The sequence below is a fragment of the Nocardia sp. NPDC004860 genome, assembly GCF_040609015.1.
In the GTDB taxonomy this organism is placed as follows: Bacteria; Actinomycetota; Actinomycetes; order Mycobacteriales; family Mycobacteriaceae; genus Nocardia.
Genome location: NZ_JBEXJI010000013.1, coordinates 131,720 through 150,608, shown reverse-complemented (window position 1 = coordinate 150,608; position 18,889 = coordinate 131,720). Strand labels below are relative to the sequence as shown.

The 18,889-nt window shown below is 69.8% G+C and carries 17 protein-coding genes; 3 read left to right on the top strand and 14 right to left on the bottom strand.

Annotation, left to right across the window (positions count from 1 at the left end; translation table 11 throughout):
* Nucleotides 1-59: 59 nt before the first annotated feature.
* The 11 genes from ABZV44_RS23730 to ABZV44_RS23680 all read right to left on the bottom strand — a co-directional run bounded on the left by ABZV44_RS23730 (nucleotide 60) and on the right by ABZV44_RS23680 (nucleotide 9,656).
* A complete protein-coding gene (locus ABZV44_RS23730) occupies nucleotides 60-659 on the bottom strand; it encodes a TetR/AcrR family transcriptional regulator (RefSeq protein WP_354840079.1) in 600 nt (199 codons plus the stop codon).
* Nucleotides 660-674: 15 nt separating this feature from the next.
* Complete coding sequence (locus ABZV44_RS23725; RefSeq protein WP_354840076.1) at nucleotides 675-1,676, bottom strand: NADP-dependent oxidoreductase; 1,002 nt, start codon at nucleotides 1,674-1,676, stop codon at nucleotides 675-677.
* 10 nt (nucleotides 1,677-1,686) lie between these two features.
* On the bottom strand, nucleotides 1,687-2,010 hold the full coding sequence (locus ABZV44_RS23720; protein WP_354840073.1) for a putative quinol monooxygenase: 324 nt from the start codon (nucleotides 2,008-2,010) through the stop codon (nucleotides 1,687-1,689).
* 43 nt (nucleotides 2,011-2,053) lie between these two features.
* Nucleotides 2,054-3,283: an acyl-CoA dehydrogenase family protein gene (locus ABZV44_RS23715; protein WP_354840070.1), complete on the bottom strand. Its 1,230-nt coding sequence runs from the start codon at nucleotides 3,281-3,283 to the stop codon at nucleotides 2,054-2,056.
* A 50-nt stretch (nucleotides 3,284-3,333) separates the two neighbouring features.
* Nucleotides 3,334-4,452: an acyl-CoA dehydrogenase family protein gene (locus tag ABZV44_RS23710; RefSeq protein ID WP_354840068.1), complete on the bottom strand. Its 1,119-nt coding sequence runs from the start codon at nucleotides 4,450-4,452 to the stop codon at nucleotides 3,334-3,336.
* Nucleotides 4,449-5,636, bottom strand: coding sequence for an acyl-CoA dehydrogenase family protein (locus ABZV44_RS23705; protein WP_354840065.1), 1,188 nt, complete (start codon nucleotides 5,634-5,636; stop codon nucleotides 4,449-4,451). Before ABZV44_RS23705 ends, ABZV44_RS23710 begins: the two co-directional genes overlap by 4 nt.
* Before the next feature lie 18 nt (nucleotides 5,637-5,654).
* Entirely contained in the window at nucleotides 5,655-6,107 is a 453-nt protein-coding gene (locus ABZV44_RS23700; RefSeq protein ID WP_354840062.1) for a MaoC family dehydratase, read from the bottom strand.
* Between the two features lie 34 nt (nucleotides 6,108-6,141).
* The gene (gene fabG, locus ABZV44_RS23695) at nucleotides 6,142-6,903 is read right to left on the bottom strand and encodes a 3-oxoacyl-ACP reductase FabG (RefSeq protein WP_354840059.1); all 762 of its coding nucleotides are present in this window, start codon (nucleotides 6,901-6,903) and stop codon (nucleotides 6,142-6,144) included.
* A 37-nt stretch (nucleotides 6,904-6,940) separates the two neighbouring features.
* On the bottom strand, nucleotides 6,941-7,930 hold the full coding sequence (locus ABZV44_RS23690) for an NADPH:quinone oxidoreductase family protein (RefSeq protein ID WP_354840056.1): 990 nt from the start codon (nucleotides 7,928-7,930) through the stop codon (nucleotides 6,941-6,943).
* 10 nt (nucleotides 7,931-7,940) lie between these two features.
* Entirely contained in the window at nucleotides 7,941-8,693 is a 753-nt protein-coding gene (locus ABZV44_RS23685) for an SDR family oxidoreductase (protein WP_354840053.1), read from the bottom strand.
* 321 nt (nucleotides 8,694-9,014) lie between these two features.
* Nucleotides 9,015-9,656 (bottom strand): TetR/AcrR family transcriptional regulator, encoded by a 642-nt coding sequence (locus tag ABZV44_RS23680; RefSeq protein WP_354840051.1) that lies wholly within the window; start codon nucleotides 9,654-9,656, stop codon nucleotides 9,015-9,017.
* A 230-nt stretch (nucleotides 9,657-9,886) separates the two neighbouring features.
* On the opposite strand from ABZV44_RS23680, the gene ABZV44_RS23675 reads away from it, so the two are divergent.
* Nucleotides 9,887-11,389 (top strand): long-chain fatty acid--CoA ligase, encoded by a 1,503-nt coding sequence (locus ABZV44_RS23675; RefSeq protein ID WP_354840048.1) that lies wholly within the window; start codon nucleotides 9,887-9,889, stop codon nucleotides 11,387-11,389.
* Nucleotides 11,386-12,345 carry a phosphotriesterase-related protein gene (locus tag ABZV44_RS23670; RefSeq protein WP_354840045.1) on the top strand — a complete coding sequence of 320 codons (960 nt, stop codon included), beginning with the start codon at nucleotides 11,386-11,388 and terminating at the stop codon, nucleotides 12,343-12,345. Before ABZV44_RS23675 ends, ABZV44_RS23670 begins: the two co-directional genes overlap by 4 nt.
* Before the next feature lie 54 nt (nucleotides 12,346-12,399).
* Here the strand turns inward: ABZV44_RS23670 and ABZV44_RS23665 are convergent, their stop codons facing one another.
* The 3 genes from ABZV44_RS23665 to ABZV44_RS23655 form a co-directional block, all read right to left on the bottom strand.
* Nucleotides 12,400-14,037, bottom strand: coding sequence for a long-chain fatty acid--CoA ligase (locus ABZV44_RS23665; protein WP_354840304.1), 1,638 nt, complete (start codon nucleotides 14,035-14,037; stop codon nucleotides 12,400-12,402).
* A gap of 117 nt (nucleotides 14,038-14,154) precedes the next feature.
* Entirely contained in the window at nucleotides 14,155-15,852 is a 1,698-nt protein-coding gene (locus ABZV44_RS23660; RefSeq protein WP_354840042.1) for an aldehyde dehydrogenase family protein, read from the bottom strand.
* Nucleotides 15,849-17,426, bottom strand: a complete 1,578-nt coding sequence (locus tag ABZV44_RS23655) for a GMC family oxidoreductase N-terminal domain-containing protein (RefSeq protein ID WP_354840039.1) — start codon at nucleotides 17,424-17,426, stop codon at nucleotides 15,849-15,851. Before ABZV44_RS23655 ends, ABZV44_RS23660 begins: the two co-directional genes overlap by 4 nt.
* 177 nt (nucleotides 17,427-17,603) lie before the next feature.
* On the opposite strand from ABZV44_RS23655, the gene ABZV44_RS23650 reads away from it, so the two are divergent.
* On the top strand, nucleotides 17,604-18,866 hold the full coding sequence (locus tag ABZV44_RS23650) for a helix-turn-helix domain-containing protein (RefSeq protein ID WP_354840036.1): 1,263 nt from the start codon (nucleotides 17,604-17,606) through the stop codon (nucleotides 18,864-18,866).
* The last annotated feature ends 23 nt before the right edge of the window (nucleotides 18,867-18,889 follow it).

The following is an 18,889-nucleotide window of genomic DNA, read 5'->3' as shown; positions in this document are numbered from 1 at the left end:
TGTCGGCTTCAAGAGCGGAGCGGAACGGGTGAAGAGCAGAAAATACCATGTGGCGCAGGCTATTTGCGTGCGCCGACGATCCGCAGTGCGAGATCCACGTAGTAGTCGCCGATCTCCTCGGGCGAGAGCGGCCCGCCCTCCCGGTACCAGCGCGCCAGGTCGATGCCCAGCGAGAGCAGCGCCACCGCCGCCATGCGCGGATTCGGGTTGTCGAACACGCCCGCGTCGACCCCGCGCTCGATCAACTGCCGCATCTCGGTGTCGATGACGTGGCGGATCTGTTTGATCTCGCGCTGATGCTCGGGGCTCAACGCGGCGAGTTCGTAGTTGATGACCCGGGCGACGGTGTGCGCTCGGGCGTGGTGAATCGCGAATTGCCGCATGACCGCGACCAACTGCTCGACCGGGTCGTCCGAGGCGGCCACCGCCTCCCGCATCCGCTCGAGCGTGTCCAGGTGCCCGGTGTGCGATACCTGGTACAGCAGCTCTTCCTTGGAGCGGTGGTGGACGTAGATGGCCGCCGTGCTCAGTCCCGCGATCGAGGTGATGTCGCGCGTGGTGGCGCCGTGGAAGCCGCGCTCGGCGAAAGCGGCGACCGCGGCGTCCAGCAGTCGGGCCCGCGTCTCGTCCGCGCGCGAGCGATCCTCTGATTCGGTCACCTGGACAGTCTTACATCAGAGCGCGAGCACCAGTTTTCCGGTGTTGCCGCCGGTGAACAGCAGGTTCAGCGTCTCACCGAAATGCTCCACCCCACCCTGCACGACATGCTCCCGGCTCTTGATCCTGCCCTCGGTCAGCCACTTCGCGATGTCCGCCACCGCCTCGCCGTAGCGGTCGGCGTAGTCGAAGACCACGAAGCCGGTCATGGACGCCCGGAACACCAGCAGCGACATGTAGCGCGACGGCCCGGGCCGCAGCTGGTCGTCGTTGTAGGCCGCGATCGCCCCGCACAGCACGATGCGGGCCCCGCGACGCAGATTGGCCAGCGCCGCATCGAGAATCTCACCGCCGACATTGTCGAAGTAGATGTCGATGCCCTTCGGCGCGAGCTCCCGCAGCCGCTGCAGCACGTCCTCACCGCGGTAGTCGATCGCGGCGTCGAAACCGAATTCCTCGGTGAGCAGCCGGCACTTCTCCGCTCCGCCGGCGATCCCGATGACGGTGGCGCCCTTGGCCTTCGCGATCTGGCCGACCACGCTCCCGACCGCGCCCGCCGCCGCCGAGACCACCACGGTCTCACCGGCTTGCAGCTTCCCGACCTCCAGGAGCCCGAAATACGCTGTCATGCCGGGCATTCCGAGCGCACCCAGCCAGGTCGGCCCGGGCGCGACGCCCAGGTCGACGTGCTGCACGCCGCGGCCGTCGCTGATCGCGTACTCGGTCACCCCGAAGGTGCCGCTCACGGTGTCGCCGACGGCGAAATCGGGGTGGGTGGATTCGACGACGGTCGCGATGTCCAGCGACCGCATCACTTCGTCGAGCCCGACCGGCGGCAGGTAGGAGCGCACGTCGTTGAGCCAGCCGCGCATGGCCGGATCGAGCGAGATGAAGTCGATCTTGACCAGGATCTGCCCCGCGCCGAGCGGCGGCAGTTCCTCGGTGGTCACCTTCCAGGTGCCGACGCCGGGCAGTCCGGTGGGACGCTGGGCCAGCCGCACCTGCTGTGTCTTCGTCATGGGGGTCTCCTCAGATCGCGCCCTGGTCGGGATCGCCGGCGGGCAGCGGTTCGAAGACCTGCACGTCCGGCGGTGCCGCGAGGGCGTTGGCCAGGGCCGCGCCGACTTCGCGCAGAGCCGCGCCCTGGCCGTGTTCGCGCAGCGCGTCCCGGGATGCCCACTTCTCGATCATGACGAACTGCCCGGGGTTCTTGGCATGCCGGTGCAGCGCGTAGCGCAGGCAGCCGGGCTCGGCGTGCACGGCCGGAGCGGCCGCGCGCAGGGTCTTCTCGACCAGGTCTTCCTGGCCGGGCTTGGCGATCATGGTCGCGACGACGACGCAGGGATCGGCCATGGGAACCTCCTCGGAGAATGGATGGTGTCGAAACTCGTTGCGGTCAGCCGCGTTTGCCCCACTCGGGGTCGCGGCGGCGCAGTTCCCACTGCGCGATGGAACGCTTGTGCACCTCGTCCGGTCCATCGGCCAGGCGCAGAGTGCGCAGGTGGGCGTACATGCTGGCGAGCGGGAAGTCGTCGGAGACGCCGCCGCCGCCGTGCACCTGGATGGCGCGGTCCACGACCTTCAGCGCCACATTGGGCGCCGCCACCTTGATCGCCGCGATCTCGGTGCGCGCGGCCTTGTTGCCGACGGTGTCCATCAGGTGCGCGGCCTTGAGCGTCAGCAGGCGGGCCATATCGATCTCGATGCGGGACTCGGCGATCCAGTCCTGGATATTGGCCCGATTCGCCACCGGCTCACCGAAGGTCACGCGCGACTGCGCGCGGTCGATCATCAGATCGAGGGCCCGCTCGGCCATGCCGATGGCGCGCATGCAGTGGTGGATACGGCCCGGGCCCAGGCGGGCCTGGCTGATCATGAATCCGTCGCCCTCACCGGCGAGCAGCGCGGTCCTGGGCACCCGCACGTTCTCGAACTGCACCTCGGCGTGCCCCTCGCGGTCCTGGTAGCCGAAGACCGGCAGGCCGCGCTGCACGGTCACGCCGGGGGCATCGATCGGGACCACCATCATCGACTGCTGGCGGTGCGTGGCCGCGCTGGTATCGGTCTTGCCCATGACGATGAGGACCTTGCAGTTCTTGTGCAAGGCGTTGGAGGTCCACCACTTCCGGCCGTTGAGCACGTAGTCGTCGCCGTCGCGGTCCATGCGCAGCTGGATATTGGTGGCGTCGGAGCTCGCGACCGCGGGCTCGGTCATGGCGAACGCGGACCGGATCTCACCGTCCAGCAGCGGGCGCAGCCACTGCTCCTTGTGCTCGGGTGTGCCGAAGAGGGTGAGCACCTCCATGTTCCCGGTGTCGGGGGCGGCACAGTTGGTGGCCTCCGGCGCGAGATGCGCACTGCGGCCCATGATTTCGGCCAGCGGCGCGTACTCCAGGTTGGTCAGGCCCGGGCCCCATTCCGGATGCGGGTGGAAGAGATTCCACAGCCCCCGCTTCTTGGCCTCGGTCTTGAGCTCCTCGACGATCGGCGGCTGGAAGTGCGGATCCCCGGACTCCGCCATCTGCTCCTCGTACACCGCCTCGGCCGGGTAGACGTGCTCGTCCATGAAGGCGAGTAGATCGTCCCGGTAGCGCTGGGCCCGATCGGTCATGTCGAACATGCTCACTCCTCGAAATAGTCTGTGCCGCGCAGGCGAAACTATACTTGAACCCGGATTCAACTTCGTTTTCCGGCGGCCGAGCCGAGGTCGGCCAGTTCGGCCAGCACCGCGCGGTGCCGGCCGGGACTGCCGAGCCCGAGCTGATCGGCCTTGGCGCGCTTGAGATACAGATGCACCGGATACTCCCACGTCATGCCGATGCCGCCGTGCAATTGCAGCGCTTCTTCGGCGGATGTCACCGCGACGTCCGCGCAGTAGGCCGCGGCGACCGCGGTGCCCACCGCCGCGTCGGGATCGCCCGCCGCGATCGCGCCCGCCGCGTAGCGGGCACTGGCGGCCGCCGCCTCGACCTCCACGAACAGGTCGGCGAGACGGTGTTTGAGCGCCTGGAATCCGCCCACCACACGGCCGAATTGGCGGCGCATCTTCAGATAGCCGACGGTCGCCTCGAGGCACCACGCCGCGATACCCGCCTGCTCCGAGGCCAGCAGCGCCGCGCCGGTCTCCAGCGCCGTCCGCAGCGCGGCCGCTCCCGCCTCGGCCGGGACCACGAGCTGCCCGGGCGCGGCGTCGACCACCACATCGGCCAGCGGCCGGGTCATGTCGAGCGAGACCACCGGCGTCACCGTGGCCGCAGCCACCGGCACGGCATGAATCTCGGTGCCGGAGGCGGTTTCGACCGCGGCCAGCAGTACATCGGCGTCCAGGACGCCCGCGACGCTGGTCACGCTGCCGGACAGGCGGCCGTCGGCATCCTTGCGGAAGGACGGGACCGCGTCCGGCGAGGCGGCGGTGAAGGGCGCGAGCAGCGCGACCGTCACCGCACCGTCGGCGAGCTGCCCGACCAGGTCGGATTCACCGGCGAGCAGCACGGTGGCCGCGATGACACTGCTGGTGAGAAACGGTACGGGCGCGACGGACCGCCCCAGTTCCTCCAGCACCACCGCCGCGTCGCGAGCGGAGCCGCCCGCGCCACCACGCTCCTCGGGGACGAGCAGTCCGGCCAGCCCCAGGTCCCGCGCCAGCGCCTTCCACAATCCCGGCGTCAGCGCCCGATCGCCCGCATAGGCCCGCGCGACCGCCGCCGGATCGCAGTGGGCCGCAAGCAGATCGCGCACCGCGTGGCGCAGCGCCGCCTCGGTGTCGGTATCGAGCAGCAGGATGTCGTCGCTCATCGGGCCAGGTCCTTCCAGGCGATGTCCTTGTCTCCGCGCGCCTCGCCGGGCAGGCCGAGGACCCGTTCGGCGACGATATTGCGCAGGATCTCGGACGTGCCGCCCTCGATCGAATTGCCCTTGGCGCGCAGGTAGCGGTAGCCGGGCCCGCGGCCGGCGAAGTCGACGCGATCGGGCCGCACCATGGTCCAGTCGTCGTAGCGCAGGCCGTCCTCGCCGAGGATCTCCAGTTCGAGACCGGTCAGCTGCTGGTTGGACCGCGCGAAAGCCAGTTTGAGCGCGGAACTTTCGGGCCCCGGCTGACCGGCGGAGGTCCGCTGCCGCATGCGGGCGGCGGCCAGCCGCCCGGCTTCGGCCTCGACCCACAGCCGCAGCAGCCGGTCGTGCAGTTCCGGCGTGTGCCTGTCCGGATTGTCCCGCCAGGTGCGGGTGACCGCGGCGAGCACACCGCTCTCCCGCGGCACCGCGCGCCCGCCGATGGCCGCCCGCTCGTTGTTGAGGGTGGTGGTGGCGACGCGCCAGCCCTCCCCCACCCCGCCGAGGCGCTGAGCGTCGGGGATGCGGACGTCGGTGAGGAAGACCTCGTTGAACTCGGCCTCGCCGGTGATCTGGCGCAGCGGCCGCACCTCGACGCCCGGATGGCGCATATCGCAGATGAAGAAGGACAGGCCCGCGTGCTTGGGGCGGTCCGGGTCGGTGCGCGCGAGCAGGATCGCCAGATCGGCCTTGTGGGCCACCGACGTCCACACCTTCTGCCCGTTGACGATCCAGTCCTCACCGTCGCGGACGGCCCGGGTGCCGACCGCCGCCAGATCCGATCCGGCGCCCGGCTCACTGAACAGCTGGCACCAGATCTCCTCGCCGGTCCACAGCGGACGCAGGTAGCGCTGCCGCTGCTCCGGGGTGCCGTGGATGGCGATGGTGGGCGCCGCCATCCCGAGGCCGATGCCGTTGAGTTCGGCCTGATGACCCGGAGCTCCCGCCTGTTCGAACAGCTCGTCGACGAACAGCTGGAGGTCGCGGTCGGCACCGCGGCCGCCCAGCCCGACGGGGAAGTACACCCAGGCCAGTCCGGCGTCGAAGCGCGCGCGGTGGAAGGTCACCGGGTCGGTGGTGGCCGGATCATGCTCGGCCAGCAGGGATTCCACCCGCCGGCGCAGATCGTCGCGAACCGTATCGCTCATCGGTCCTGCTCCTTCGTCTCAGGGCACCAGCAGGGAGACGGCTTCGGCGACACAGGCCGGTTTGGCCGCGCCGCCGATCTCCACGGTGACCCGGCTGACCGCCTGGAACCCCATGCTCGCCGGCGTCAGCGACACCAGTTCCACCCCGGCGCGCAGCCGCGAGCCCACCGGGACCGGGGACGGGAAGCGAACCTTGTTGGCCCCGTAGTTGACTCCCATCGACAGCCCCTCGACGGTGTACACGCTCGCGGTGAGCATGGGCAGCAGCGACAGGGTGAGGAAGCCGTGCGCGATGGTCGTCCCGAACGGGCCGGCGGCGGCCCGTTCCGGATCGATGTGGATCCACTGGTGATCGCCGGTCGCGTCGGCGAACCGGTCGATCTGCTCCTGGGTCACGGTGTGCCAGTCGCTGTAGCCGAGATGGGTGCCGACTGCCTTCTCCAGTTCGGGCAGCCCCTGGAATACCCGCATTGTTCGCGTCCTTCCGTTCGATTCCGTTGCGCGACTAGTTCTTCGGCCCGCCGGCCACGTAGATGACCTGTCCCGACACGAATCCCGCGCCTTCGCTCGCCAGGAACGACACCGTGTGCGCGATGTCCTCGGGCTTGCCGGAGCGGGCCACCGGGATGGTGGAGATGAGCGCCTGCCGGAAGTCGTCGAACGAGACGCCCATGCGTTCGGCGGTGGCCTGGGTCATCTCGGTCTCGATGAAGCCCGGCGCGACGGCATTGGCGGTGACGCCGAACTTGCCGAGCTCGAAGGCGAGGGTCTTGGTGAAGCCCTGCAGTCCGGCCTTGGCGGCCGAGTAGTTGGCCTGGCCGCGATTGCCCAGCGCCGAGGTGCTGGACAGGCTGACGATGCGGCCGAAGCCCTGCTCGATCATGTGGCGCTGGACCGCCCGCGTGCACAGGAACGCGCCGCGCAGGTGCACGCCCATGACCGCGTCCCAATCGGCGACGCTCATCTTGAACAGCAGGTTGTCGCGCAGGATGCCCGCATTGTTGACCAGCACGGTGGGCGCGCCCAATTCGGCGGCCACCCGGTCCACGGCCGCGGTCACGGCCTGCTCGTCGGACACGTCCGCGCCGACGGCGAGGGCGCGGCCGCCGGCCGCCTCGATCTCCGCGACGACCGGCTTGCAGGCCTCCTCGTCGAGATCCAGGACGGCGACGGCCATTCCGTCGTCCGCCAGTCGCCGTGCGATCGCGGCGCCGATGCCCCGGGCCGCGCCGGTCACGACCGCTACCCGCGGTGTCTGCGTGCTCACGATGTTCTCCTCTGTGGTGCGATCAGGTCGGTGTCGATCAGGCCGAGGGCGTGCAGACCACGCGCCCGACGGTCTTGCCGTCGGCGAGGCGCTGGACGCCATCGGCGATGTCCGCCAGGGCGAGTCGTTCGCTGACCAGGGGGCGGATCGCGCCCGCGGTGGCCAGCCGGGTCAGCTCGCGGTGGCAGTCGGCGACCGCGGCCGGGTCGTAGGCGTTGTAGAGCCCCCAGTGCAGGCCGACGATCGAATAGTTCTTGACCAGTGCGTGATTCAGTGCGGCGCTCTGGATGTCGCCGCCCGCGAAGCCGACGACCAGGATGCGGCCCTCGAAGGCGATGCACTTGGTCGAGCGGGTGTAGGTGTCGCCGCCGACCGGGTCGTAGACGACGTCGGCGCCGCGATTGTCCGTGACCCGCTTGACGACCTCGACGAAATCCTCACTCCTGCGGTCGATCACGATGTCGGCGCCGAGCGCGCGGGCGTACTCGGCCTTCTCGGGCCCGCCCACCACGCCGATGACGCGGGCCCCGGTCGCCTTGCCGAGCTGGACGGCGGCACTGCCGACCCCGCCCGCGGCCGCGTGCACCAGCAGGGTCTCCCCCGCCTGCAGCGCGGCACGACGATGCAGTCCGAACCATCCCGTCTGGTAACCGATGAACAGGGAGGCGGCCTCCGCATCGTCCAAAGCGGTTGGCGCGGTGAAGGTCTGAGACGCCTCCAGGACCGCGTACTCGGCGAAACCGCCGTACGGCAGCGAGCTGCCGCCGAGCACACGGTCACCGACCGCGATCCCGGTGACCTCGGCACCCGTGGCCACGACCTCCCCGCACAGCTCGACGCCGGGCGTGAACGGCAGCGGCGGCTTCACCTGGTACAGGCCGCGGCACATGAGCACGTCGGGGAAGTTCGCCGCCGCGCCGGTGACCCGCACGACCACCTGACGTGGGCCGGGTTCGGGGCGCTCCACGGTGTCGAGCCGCATCACCTGCGCAGGCTCGCCCAGTTCGTGGACCCGCCAGGCCCGCATGTCCGCCACTCTAGACGCCCCCGGTCAGCGTGAGGCCGCCGTCCACCACGAGCAGCTGGCCGGTGAGCCAGGCCGCGTCCGCGGAGAGCAGGAAGGCGACCACGCTGCCGATGTCCTCGGGCACGCCCAGCCGCTTGAGCGGGTAGGCGGCGGCGATCTGCTCCTCGCGGCCCTCGTAGAGCGCGGTGGCGAACTTCGTCTTCACCACCGCCGGCGCGACGGCGTTGACACGGATGTCCGGGCCGAGTTCGACCGCGAGCTCCTGGGTGATGTGGGTCAGCATCGCCTTGCTGGAACCGTAGAAACCGATGCCGGGAGCGGGCTTGAGCCCGGCGACCGAGGAAACGTTCACGACCGCGCCGCCATGATCCTTCATCCACGCCCGGTAGGCGTGCTGCACCCACGACAGCGCGGCAAGACAGTTGACCTCCACGATCTTCCGGGCCGCGTCGAGGTCGAGCTCCACCATCGGCCCGAACACCGGATTGATCCCGGTGTTGTTCACCAGCAGGTCGGCACTGCCGAAGGTCTCGACGGCCCGCTCGAGGGCCTCGGCCTGATGCGCGGCATCGTCGGCGCGCCCCGCCACGGCCAGCGCCTTCGACGGCCCGCCCAGGGCCGCGACGGCCTCGTCGAGCGCCTCCTGCTTGCGGGCGGTGATCACGACCTTGGCGCCCTCGTCCACCAGGCGCTGCGCGATACCGAGGCCGATACCCCGGCTGGCGCCGGTGACGATGGCGGTCTTGCCTTCGAATCTGTTCACGGACAGGTCCTTTCAGGTCGCCCGTGGCCACGGCGGTCTCGCGCCGCGACCCGGGGCCGACCCCGAGCAGGGAACTTACTAAGCGCTTATTTTCTACCGCCACCATGCGCCAAACTCCCGTCGCGGTCAATACCGCCGAGGGGGTCGAACTCCTGTGATACGGCACACAGCGCACTCGAAAGCCGAGGTCATGCAGGAGAAAACGACGCGAACTCGAACCCGGATTCAGATTTCCGGACCCTCGCGGCAGCTACCGCCGCATCCGCGCACGCGGGGTCGCGAGCCATCGGACGGGTCGCGAGCTATCGGGCGGGTCGCGAGCTATTCGGACTTCACCTGCAGGGCATTGACCCACAGCTGGGTCAGGGTGCCGACCAGCTTCTCGAAGGCGATGCGCTGGTGCTGGACGAAGACCATGTAGGCCATGCGGCTGACCATCACCGACAGCGCCTGAGCGGTGATCAGCGGATCGAGATCCGCACTGGCCCGCCCGGATTCCTGCAGTTCGCGGATCATCCTGGCATTGCGCTGGATGAAGGCACGGTTGCGTTCCAGGCGCAGCGCGCGGAATTTCTCGTTGATCTGGGTGACCTCTTCGAACACCCCCATCAGGCGCGCATTGCGCTTGTAGGCCAGCAGGTATTCCCGGTTGGCGGCCTCGACGAGTTCGCGCGGGTCGGTGACGCCGGTGCGGGCCCGCACGTGCGGGTGCAGCATTTCCTCCTGCACCTCCTCGACAACGGCGGTGAAGATCTCTTCCTTGCTGTCGAAGTAGGTGTAGAACGAGCCGGCGGCGGCGCCCGCGGCCTTGGAGATGTCGGCGATCCTGGCGTCGAGGTAGCCGTCGCGTTCGAACACCTCGCGCGCCCCGGCGACGAGGGCGGCACGGGTGCGCTCGCCGCGCTTGGTGCGCGGGGGTACCCGGCGCGGCGCGGCCTCGCGGTCGATGGGTTCGGACGTCACGGCGGATCACTCACTCGGTCGCAGGGACGGCTGCCGATTGCCACCGTATCACCGCGTATACCAGCACATATCGTCCCACGCCGACGTCTTTCACCCGCTCGCTCGCGCGGCCGGAACGACGGCCGACCGTCATTGAAGTTGACACCGGATTCAGATATGGTCGCGCACAGGGTCGTGACGCCGCTCACTCCGACCCCGTCTCATTCGACCTCTACATAACTGGATGTTCCATGACAAATGTCGCCGACCGTATCTGGCAGCACGCGTCCGAACGCCCCGACGCCATCGCGCTGCGCCACCTGGACGACACCCTCTCCTACGCCGAGCTGGCCCGCCGCAGTGCGGCCTTCGGCGGTCTGCTCACCGAATCCGGTGTCGCGGTGGGAGATCGCGTGTTGCTGGTGGCGCCGACCGTGCCGGAGTTCGTGATCGCCTACCTGGGCGCGCATCTGATCGGAGCCGTCGCCATCCCGGTGAACACCATGGCGACCGCACCCGAAATCGGCTATGTGCTCGACGATTCCGGCGCCCGGTACGCCATCGCCTGGCATCTGGCGCGCACCGCGGCCGAGCAGGCCGCCGCCGAGCGCGGCATCCCGGTGCAGGTGCTCGAACCCGGTGCGCACGCCTCCCCCGCCCAGCCGGCCGCCGAACCGGTCCGGCGCGAACCGGACGACACCGCCATCCTCCTCTACACCTCGGGCACCACGGGCAAACCGAAGGGCGTGGAGCTCACCGTCGCCAATCTGATCGAGACCGCACGCATTTTCATCGATCAGCTGCGGCTCACGCCGGAGGAGCGCTTCGGCACCGGGCTGCCGCTGTTCCACGTGTTCGGGCAGGCGGTGTGCCTGATCACCACCCTGCACGCGGGCAGTTCGTTCTCCATGGTGTCGCCGTTCGTCCCGGGGGCGATGATCGAGACGATCCGCGATCACCGGCTCACCGTGGTGGCGGGCGTGCCGACCATGTGGAATGCCATGCTGCACAGCGCCGGCGACTACGGTCCGGAGGATTTCGCGAGCCTGCGGCTGGCCTGCTCGGGTGGCGCGTCGCTGCCCGCGGAGGTGATCCGGTCCTTCACGGAACGTTTCGGCTGCACCATTCTCGAGGGCTACGGGCTCACCGAGTCCAGCGGAGCCGCGACCTACAACCCCCTGGATCGCGAGCAGCGGGCCGGGTCGGTGGGTACCGCGCTGCCCGGCACGTCGATCGAGGTGCGCGACCCGGAGGGCACGGCGCTGCCCGCCGATACGGTCGGTGAGCTGTTCATGCGCGGGCCCAGCGTGATGAAGGGGTACTGGCAGCGGCCCGACGCGACGGCGGCCGATCTGTCCGGCGGTTGGCTGCGCACCGGTGATCTGGGCCGCGTCGACGCCGACGGCTACGTCTACATCGTCGACCGCGCAAAGGATCTCATCATTCGCGGCGGCTACAACGTGTATCCGCGCGAGGTCGAGGAGGTGCTCTACGAGCATCCCGGCATTGTCGAGGTGGCGGTGATCGGCCTGCCCGACGACCACTACGGCGAGGAGGTGGGCGCGGTGGTGGCCACCGCGCCCGGCGTCGAACTCGATGCCGGGGAGCTGCGCGCCTGGGCCAAGGAGCGGCTGTCCGCCTACAAGGTGCCGCACCGCTTCGCCTTCACCGACCAGCTGCCCAAGGGCGCGACGGGCAAGATCCTCAAGCGCGCCATCGACCCGACCCTGTTCACAGACAAGGCATCCCGATGAGCATCGTCCCCACCGTCACCGGCACCGTCGATTCCAGCGAGCTGGGCCGGGTGCTGGTGCACGAGCACGTCTTCGTGCTCGGCGAGGAGTACCGGCAGAACTACGGCGACTGGGATGAGCAGGCCCGCGTCGACGACGCCGTGAAGCAGCTCGACGAGCTGAAATCGCTGGGCATCGACACCATCCTGGACCCGACCGTGCTGGGGCTGGGCCGCTACATCCCCCGCATCCAGCAGATCGCGGCCCGCACCGAGCTGAATATCGTCGTCGCCACCGGCATCTACACCTACAACGACCTGCCGTTCCAATTCCATTACAACGGACCGGGTTTGATGATGGACATGCCCGAGCCCATGGTGGAGTTGTTCGTCAAGGACCTCACCGAGGGCATCGCCGGGACCGGGGTGCGCGCGGGATTCCTCAAGTGCGCCATCGAGGAACCCGGGCTGACGCCGGGTGTGGAACGGGTGATGCGGGCGGTCGGTCAGGCGGCGGTGCGGACGGGTGCGCCGATCACCGTGCACACCAACCCGCACACCCGGTCCGGGCTGGTGGCCCAGCGGGTGCTGCGCGAGGAGGGCGCGGACCTGACCCGCGTGGTGATCGGCCACTCCGGTGATTCCACCGATCTGGACTACCTCACCGAATTGGCCGATGCGGGTTCCTATCTCGGCATGGACCGTTTCGGCATCGACGTCCTGCTGCCGTTCGAGGACCGCGTGAACACCATCGTGGAACTCGTCCGCCGCGGCTACCGCGACAAGATCGTCATCGCCCACGACGCCGCCTGTTTCATGGACTGGTTCGATCCGGCCGCCAAGGCCCAGATCGCCCCGAAGTGGAACTACCGCCACATCAGCGAGGATGTCCTCCCGGCCCTGCTCGCCAAGGGCCTCACCGAGGACGACATCGACACCATCCTGGTACGGAACCCGCGCCGCTACTTCGAGAAATGACAGTGTGCGCCGCCGCGGGGATTCCCCGCGGCGGCGCACAATCCTCACCAGTGGTCAGTCGGGAATGACGATGGCGAGTTCACCGGCGGCGTAACGGGCGCGCAGCACCTTCTTGTCGAACTTGCCGACGCTGGTCTTGGGCACCTCGGAGACGAATGTCCAGCGTTCGGGGAGCTGCCATTTCGCGATCTTGTCGGACAGGAACGCGCGGAGCGCAGCGGCATCGGGTTCGGCACCGGCGCGCAGTGCGGCGGCCACGACGGGGCGCTCGTCCCACTTCTCGTCCGGCACACCGAAAACGGCGGCCTCGGCGATGTCGGGGTGCGCCATGAGCGCGTTTTCCAGATCGACCGAGGAGATCCATTCACCGCCGGATTTGATGATGTCCTTGGCCCGGTCGACCAGGGTGAGGTAGCCGTCGGCGCTGATGGTGCCGACGTCGCCGGTGCGCAGCCAGCCGTCGCGGAAGGCGTCGGCGCCGATTCCCGCGGCATCCGGCGAATAGTAGGAGGCGGTGACCCAGGGGCCGCGAACCTCCAGCTCTCCCACCGCTTTTCCGTCGCGGGGCAGCTCGGTGCCATCGTCTCCGATGAGCCGCGCCTGCACCGCGGCCGGGATGCGGCCCTGGGTGATCCGGTAGGCGAAGGCGGCCTCGCCGTCGAGGCCCGCGGGCGGCCAGGCCAGCGCACCCAGCGGGGAGGTCTCGGTCATCCCCCACGCCTGGATGATGGGCACGCCGTGCCGTTCCTCGAAGGCCCGCATCAGCTGCGGCGGCACCGCGGCACCGCCGACCACGACCGCCCGCAGATGGGTCAGGTCCTGCGGCTTCGCGTCGACGGCGGTCAGCACGCCGTTCCACACCGTCGGCACGGCCGCGGCGAAACTCGGCCGCTCGGCGGCCATGAGCGCCAGCAGCGGTTCCGGTTGCAGGAAGCGGTCGGGCATCACCAGCGACGCCCCGGCCATGAGCGCGGCATAGGGCAGACCCCAGGCATTGGCGTGGAACATGGGCACGATGGCCAGCATCCGGTCGCCGGCGCGCACGCCCATGGCATCGGTGGTGCAGGCCTGCATGGAGTGCAGCCAGTTCGAACGATGGGAGTAGACAACGCCTTTCGGGTCGCCGGTGGTGCCGGAGGTGTAGCACATGGCGGCGGCCGAGCGCTCGTCGAGGACCGGGAAGTCGAAGGCGCCCGGATACTGCGCGAGCAGGGTGCCGAACTCATGGACGGTGACGCCCTCGGGCGCGGGCAGCGCCGCGGCGTCACCGTTGGCGACGATGACGTGGCGCACGGTGCGCAGGGTCGGCAGTACCGGCGCGAACACCGGGATCAGGGAGGCGTCGACGATCACGACGCGGTCCGCCGCGTGATCGGTCACGTAGGTGATCTGTTCGGGGAACAACCGGATGTTGATGGTGTGCAGCACCGCTCCCATGGCGGGCACCGCGCAATAGGCGATGAGGTGCTCGTTGTTGTTCCACATGAAGGTGCCGACGCGATCCCCGCGGCCGATGCCCAGCGCGGTCAGGGCGTGGGCCAGCCGGGCCGCCTGCTCGCCCAGTTCGCGGTAGGTCAGGACGCGGGATTCGGTGCCGGTCCAGGTGCGGACGGTGGCGTCGGCGTGCACCGTGCTCGCATAGCGCAGCAGGGTGGCCAGGGACAGCGGTTCGTCCTGCATGGTGCTGGGCATCGGCAGGTCGAGCTCGTCGTAAGTCATTGTGCAGATGTCTTTCTCGGGTACAGACCGGGTGAACCGGGCCGGGCGCGCCGTGCGCGGAAGTGGCGCGCCCGGCCCGGTTCGCTGCGCTCAGCCGCGCAGCGCGGAGGCGAAGATGCCCGGCAGGGCGGCGGCGCCGGGTCGCTTCGCGAAGTTGGTCAGTCGCCGCAGGGTGGTGGCGCCGGTGCGGTTGGTCACGAACCACGGCGGTTTCGGGGAGAGCGCGAACTCGCCGCGCAGCAGCGACCGCGGGACGGGGCGGAAGGGGCCGCGGACCACGGTGCGCTCCGGATCGGCGATCAGCAAGCCGTTGTGCACCACGCCGATTCCGCTCTGGATGTCGGCGAGGGTGTGCCCGGGGAAGGCGCCCCAGGAGGCGCGGGCGGTCAGGTAGCCGAGACCGGTCCAGGCGTTGATGGCGACGGTGCCGTACCGCAGATCGGCGATGGCTCGTTCGAATTGCTCCCCCAGCCGGTCGATGGTGGCGGGGTCGGCGATGATGTTGACGCCGAGGGTGCCCTCGAACTCCTCGTTGGATACGCGGACCGCCCGCGTGAGGAATTCCGCTGCGTCGCCGCTCAATTCGAGCACGCCCAGCACCGGGGCGAAGTACTCGGTGCGCAGCGCGGTCTCGTCCCGGTGCGGCACCAGCCCGGTGATGAGGGTGCGCGCGCCGATCCGCTCGGCGTCGGGATAGGACGTGCGCGCGCCGTCGACGCGGGCGGCCGAGCCCGGGTAGTAGTCCGGACGCTGCGGCGCCCGCTCGAGCGCGGCGCGCAGTTCGGCGAGGAACCGGTCCTTCTGGGGCCAGTCCGCGGAGATCACCGCGACCTGCGCGGCGACGCAGTTGTAGCCGTTGTTGTGCAGGCGCTGGGTGGCCAGGTGCTCGGCCTGGTACCGGAGGTCGGCGTCGGACCAGCGGCCGGGGATCACGATGGTGGGTGAGACGCCGCCCAGTTCGCTGGTGATGGGTTTGTCGAGTTTCGGTGTACCCGCCGCCTTGTTCCGCGCGCCTTCCTCGCCGGCGCCGAACACGATGGCGTCGTGGGTGAGCGCGCTGCCGGTCATGTGCACCGCGTCCACGCCGGCATGGTGCACCAGCGCCGTGCCGACCTCGGGGCCGCCGGTGAGCAGGCGTACGAAACCACCCTCGATCAGGGGAGCGAAGATCTTCTCCAGCACCGGCAGCAGCGGGTCGGTGATCGGATTCAGCTTGAGCGCTACCACCCGGTTGTCGGCGTAGAGCTGGTAGAGCACGTCCAGCGGCGCGATCGAGAAGATATTGCCCGCGCCGAGGACCACGCCCACGCCGCCGGTCTCGGCCGGGGTGCGCTGCCCCAGACCGGCTCGGGCACGGACGGTTTCGGCGTCGACGCCGGGCCTGGTCCAGACCTCCGCGCGGAATCCGTTGAGCAGCAGCCAATCGAAGACGCCGTGCGGGAAGACGTCCACCGCGGTGCGGCCGCCGGGGGCGGCGTGGATCGGATAGCCGTCGACCGGGCTGCGGCCCTGCTCCAGTGCCCGCAGCGATTCCGCGAGCGCGGCCGCGCCGGTGAGCAGCGAGTAGGGGCCGCTCACCCATTCCTCGCCGAGCAGCGGCGAGTCCAGGGGCAGCTTCTTGATGCGGGCTGCGGTCTCGACCCACTCCCGCGCGTAGCGCGCGGTATTGGCGTGAATCTGCTCGAGCAGCCGCCGCCGGGCGGGCAACGGGGTCCGGGCCCAGTCGATTTCGCCCTGCCGGAGTGCGGAGACGGTGGCGTCGATGGTCGCCGCGGCGGTGGTGGTCACGATGCGTTTCCTTCCGAGTCGGCGTCCTCGGCGAGCATGACGGCGGCCTTCTCGCCGATCATGATCGTGGGCGCGTTGGTATTGCCCCGCACCACCGACGGCATGACCGAGGCATCGGCGACGCGCAGGCCCGCGACGCCCAGTACGCGCAGGCGCGGGTCCACGACCGCGCCGATGGCGCAGGTGGAGGTGGGGTGATAGAGGGTCTGGGCGGTGCGGGCCGCGAAATCGAGCAGTTCGGCGTCGGAATCACCTGCGGGAGTGAGGAATTCGCCGGTGGTGAGCTCGCGCAGCGCGGGCCGGCCGGCGATGTCGAGGGCGCTGCGCAGTCCGGCGATGATGCTCGCGCGGTCGGCCTCGGTGTCGAGGTAGTTGTGGCGGATGCGCGGCGCGGTGGCCGGGTCCGCCGAGCGCAGGGTGAGTTCGCCGCGGCTGGTGGGGTTGATCAGGCAGGGGCCGAACGCGTAGCCGTGCTCGGTCGCCGCACCCATGCCCTCACCGTGGAACAGGACCGGGGCCTGGTGGAACTGGATGTCCGGGCCCGCCAGTCCGGTGCGGGTTTCGAGGAAGCCGCCGGTCTCACCGATATTCGAGGTCAGCGGGCCGCGGCCGGATTCCTGGAGCAGGCCCAGGTTTTCGGGCGTGAGCGCGGTCATCAGGGATTCGCGGTCGGTGCGGTAGTTGAGGAACACCGACAGGTGGTCCTGGAGGTTCTGCCCGACCGGCAGGTCGCGGACGGTCTCGATGCCGAAGGCCGCCAGCTGTTCGGCCGGGCCGATACCGGACAGCAACAGCAGCTGCGCGGAGCCGTAAGCGCCTGCGGCCAGCACGATTTCGCGCCGGGCCCGAATGGTCTCGGTGCTGCCGTCGCGGCCGATCACCACACCGGTGGCCCGGCCGTTCTCGATGACGATCCGGTGCGCGAGGGCATCGGTGATGACCGTCAGGTTCTCGCGCTCCAGCGCCGGGTGAAGGTAGGCGACCGCGGCGCTGCATCGCATGCCGTTGCGCTGGGTCACCTGGTAGCGGCCGACGCCGAGCTGGCTGACGCCGTTGAAATCGTCGTTGCGGGTGTGCCCGGCCTGTTCGGCGGCGCGCAGGAATGCGTCGCCCAGTGGATGATTCGACCGGCTGTCGCTGACCGACAGCGGCCCGCCCACACCGTGGTAGGCGTCCTTGCCGCGCTCGTTGTCCTCGGCCTGCACGAAGTACGGCAGCACCTCGTCGTAGCTCCACCCGTCCGCGCCGGCCGCGGCCCACGCGTCGTAATCGGCACGGGCGCCGCGGATGTAGATCATAGCGTTCATGGAGCTGGATCCGCCCAGGACGCGGCCGCGCGGGAGGTAGGCGCGGCGGCTGTGCAGCCGGGGTTCGGGTTCGGTGTCGTAGTCCCAGTCCAGCGGGCTCTTGAACAGGGACGGGAAGGCGACCGGCAGGTGGATCTCCTCGGCGGTGTCGCGCGGTCCGGCCTCGATCACGGCCACCCGGATCGCCGGGTCCTCGGACAATCGGCTGGCCAGCACGGATCCCGCGGACCCCGCGCCTACGACGATGTAGTCGTACACGGTCGGCACCTCTCTCCACCTCATCGGTCGACCCGGGTCGGCTATGACCCGGGTCACTGTCGCTGTCGGTGTCGATACTGCGGGTCAGGTGCATCCGCCCACCATGTGCGCGGGTTTGCCGATACCGCCCGGCCGACTGTGCTGGAGCACAGTCGGCGTCGAGAGCAACTGCCTACTATCGAATCCATGACAGCGCTCACCGGCCCGCCGCGCAACGGCTCCACCGCAGTGCCGCAGACCGGTTCGACCGCGGTAACGCCGAGCGGTTCCACCGCGGTGCCGCCGAGCGGTTCGACCGCAGTAGCGCGCACCCTGCTCGTCGAGGTCGACGACCTCACCACCGAACTCGTCGGCCGCATCCTCACCGGCGAGAACGCCTACGCGGAGGCCGCCCTCACCGAGGCGCAGCTGCACCTCGTCGTCCGCGACAATCTGGCCGCCCTGCTCGAGCAACTCTCCGGGAGCGCCGGGCGGCGGCTGCAACCCGCGACCGTGGTGGGCCGGGTCAAGGCGGAACTGGGCGTGCCGATCGCGGCGGTGCTGCACGCGTACCGGCTGGCGGGACGACTGCTGTGGGAACGCGCGCTCGTCACGGCGCGGGGGACGAATCTGGACGCGCTGCCGCAGCTCGGCTCGGAGATGTGGCGGCTCCTGGACGACTATTCCGGCGCCGCCGCCGATGCGTACGCCGACTACCTCACCGAGCGGGTCCGCCGCCACGACGTGGAGCGCCGCGCCATGCTGCGGCGGCTGTTCGACGGCGAGGCCGACGATCCCACCCAGCGCGACATCGCCCGGGCCCTGCACCTGCCGCCGCTGGGCAGTTTCGTCGTCGTGCACGCCGAAACCGATTCCAGTGCAATCGAACCGCTGTTCGGGATCGAGGATCGGCTGCGGGCCGACTTCGTCGAGTCGATCTGGCTCACCGAGCCGGGCGCGCGGATCGGGCTGCTCAATGTGGCCACCGCACGCTCGCACGAGCGAGTGCTGTCGCGCCTGCGCGCCCATGCGACCGGGCGCATCGGGGTGAGCCGTCCCTTCCCGACGCCGGGGTCCGCGGGGACCGCCTTGCGCGAGGCGGAACTCGCGGGGCGATGCGCGCCACCCGGCAGTCCGGCCGTGACCGCGTACGGCAGCACGCCGATCCCGCTCGTTCTCGCGCATGCGCCCTCGGCGTCACGGGAATTGGCGGACGATGTCCTGGGCCCGGTGCTCGAACTGCCGCCGGAGGAACGCGACACCCTCCTCGATACCCTCGAGCTGTGGTTCGAATGCGGTGGCTCCAATACCGAGGTGGCGCAACGGCTCCACTACCACCGCAACACCATTCACTACCGGCTGCGGCGGATCGAGACGCTGACCGATCGCCGGTGCTCGGACCCGAAGGCCGCCGCCGAGCTGTACATCGCCCTGCACGCCGCGCGGCTCGCCGGATTCGATCCGGCCTGAGCCGCAACCGGGTTCAGCGTCCG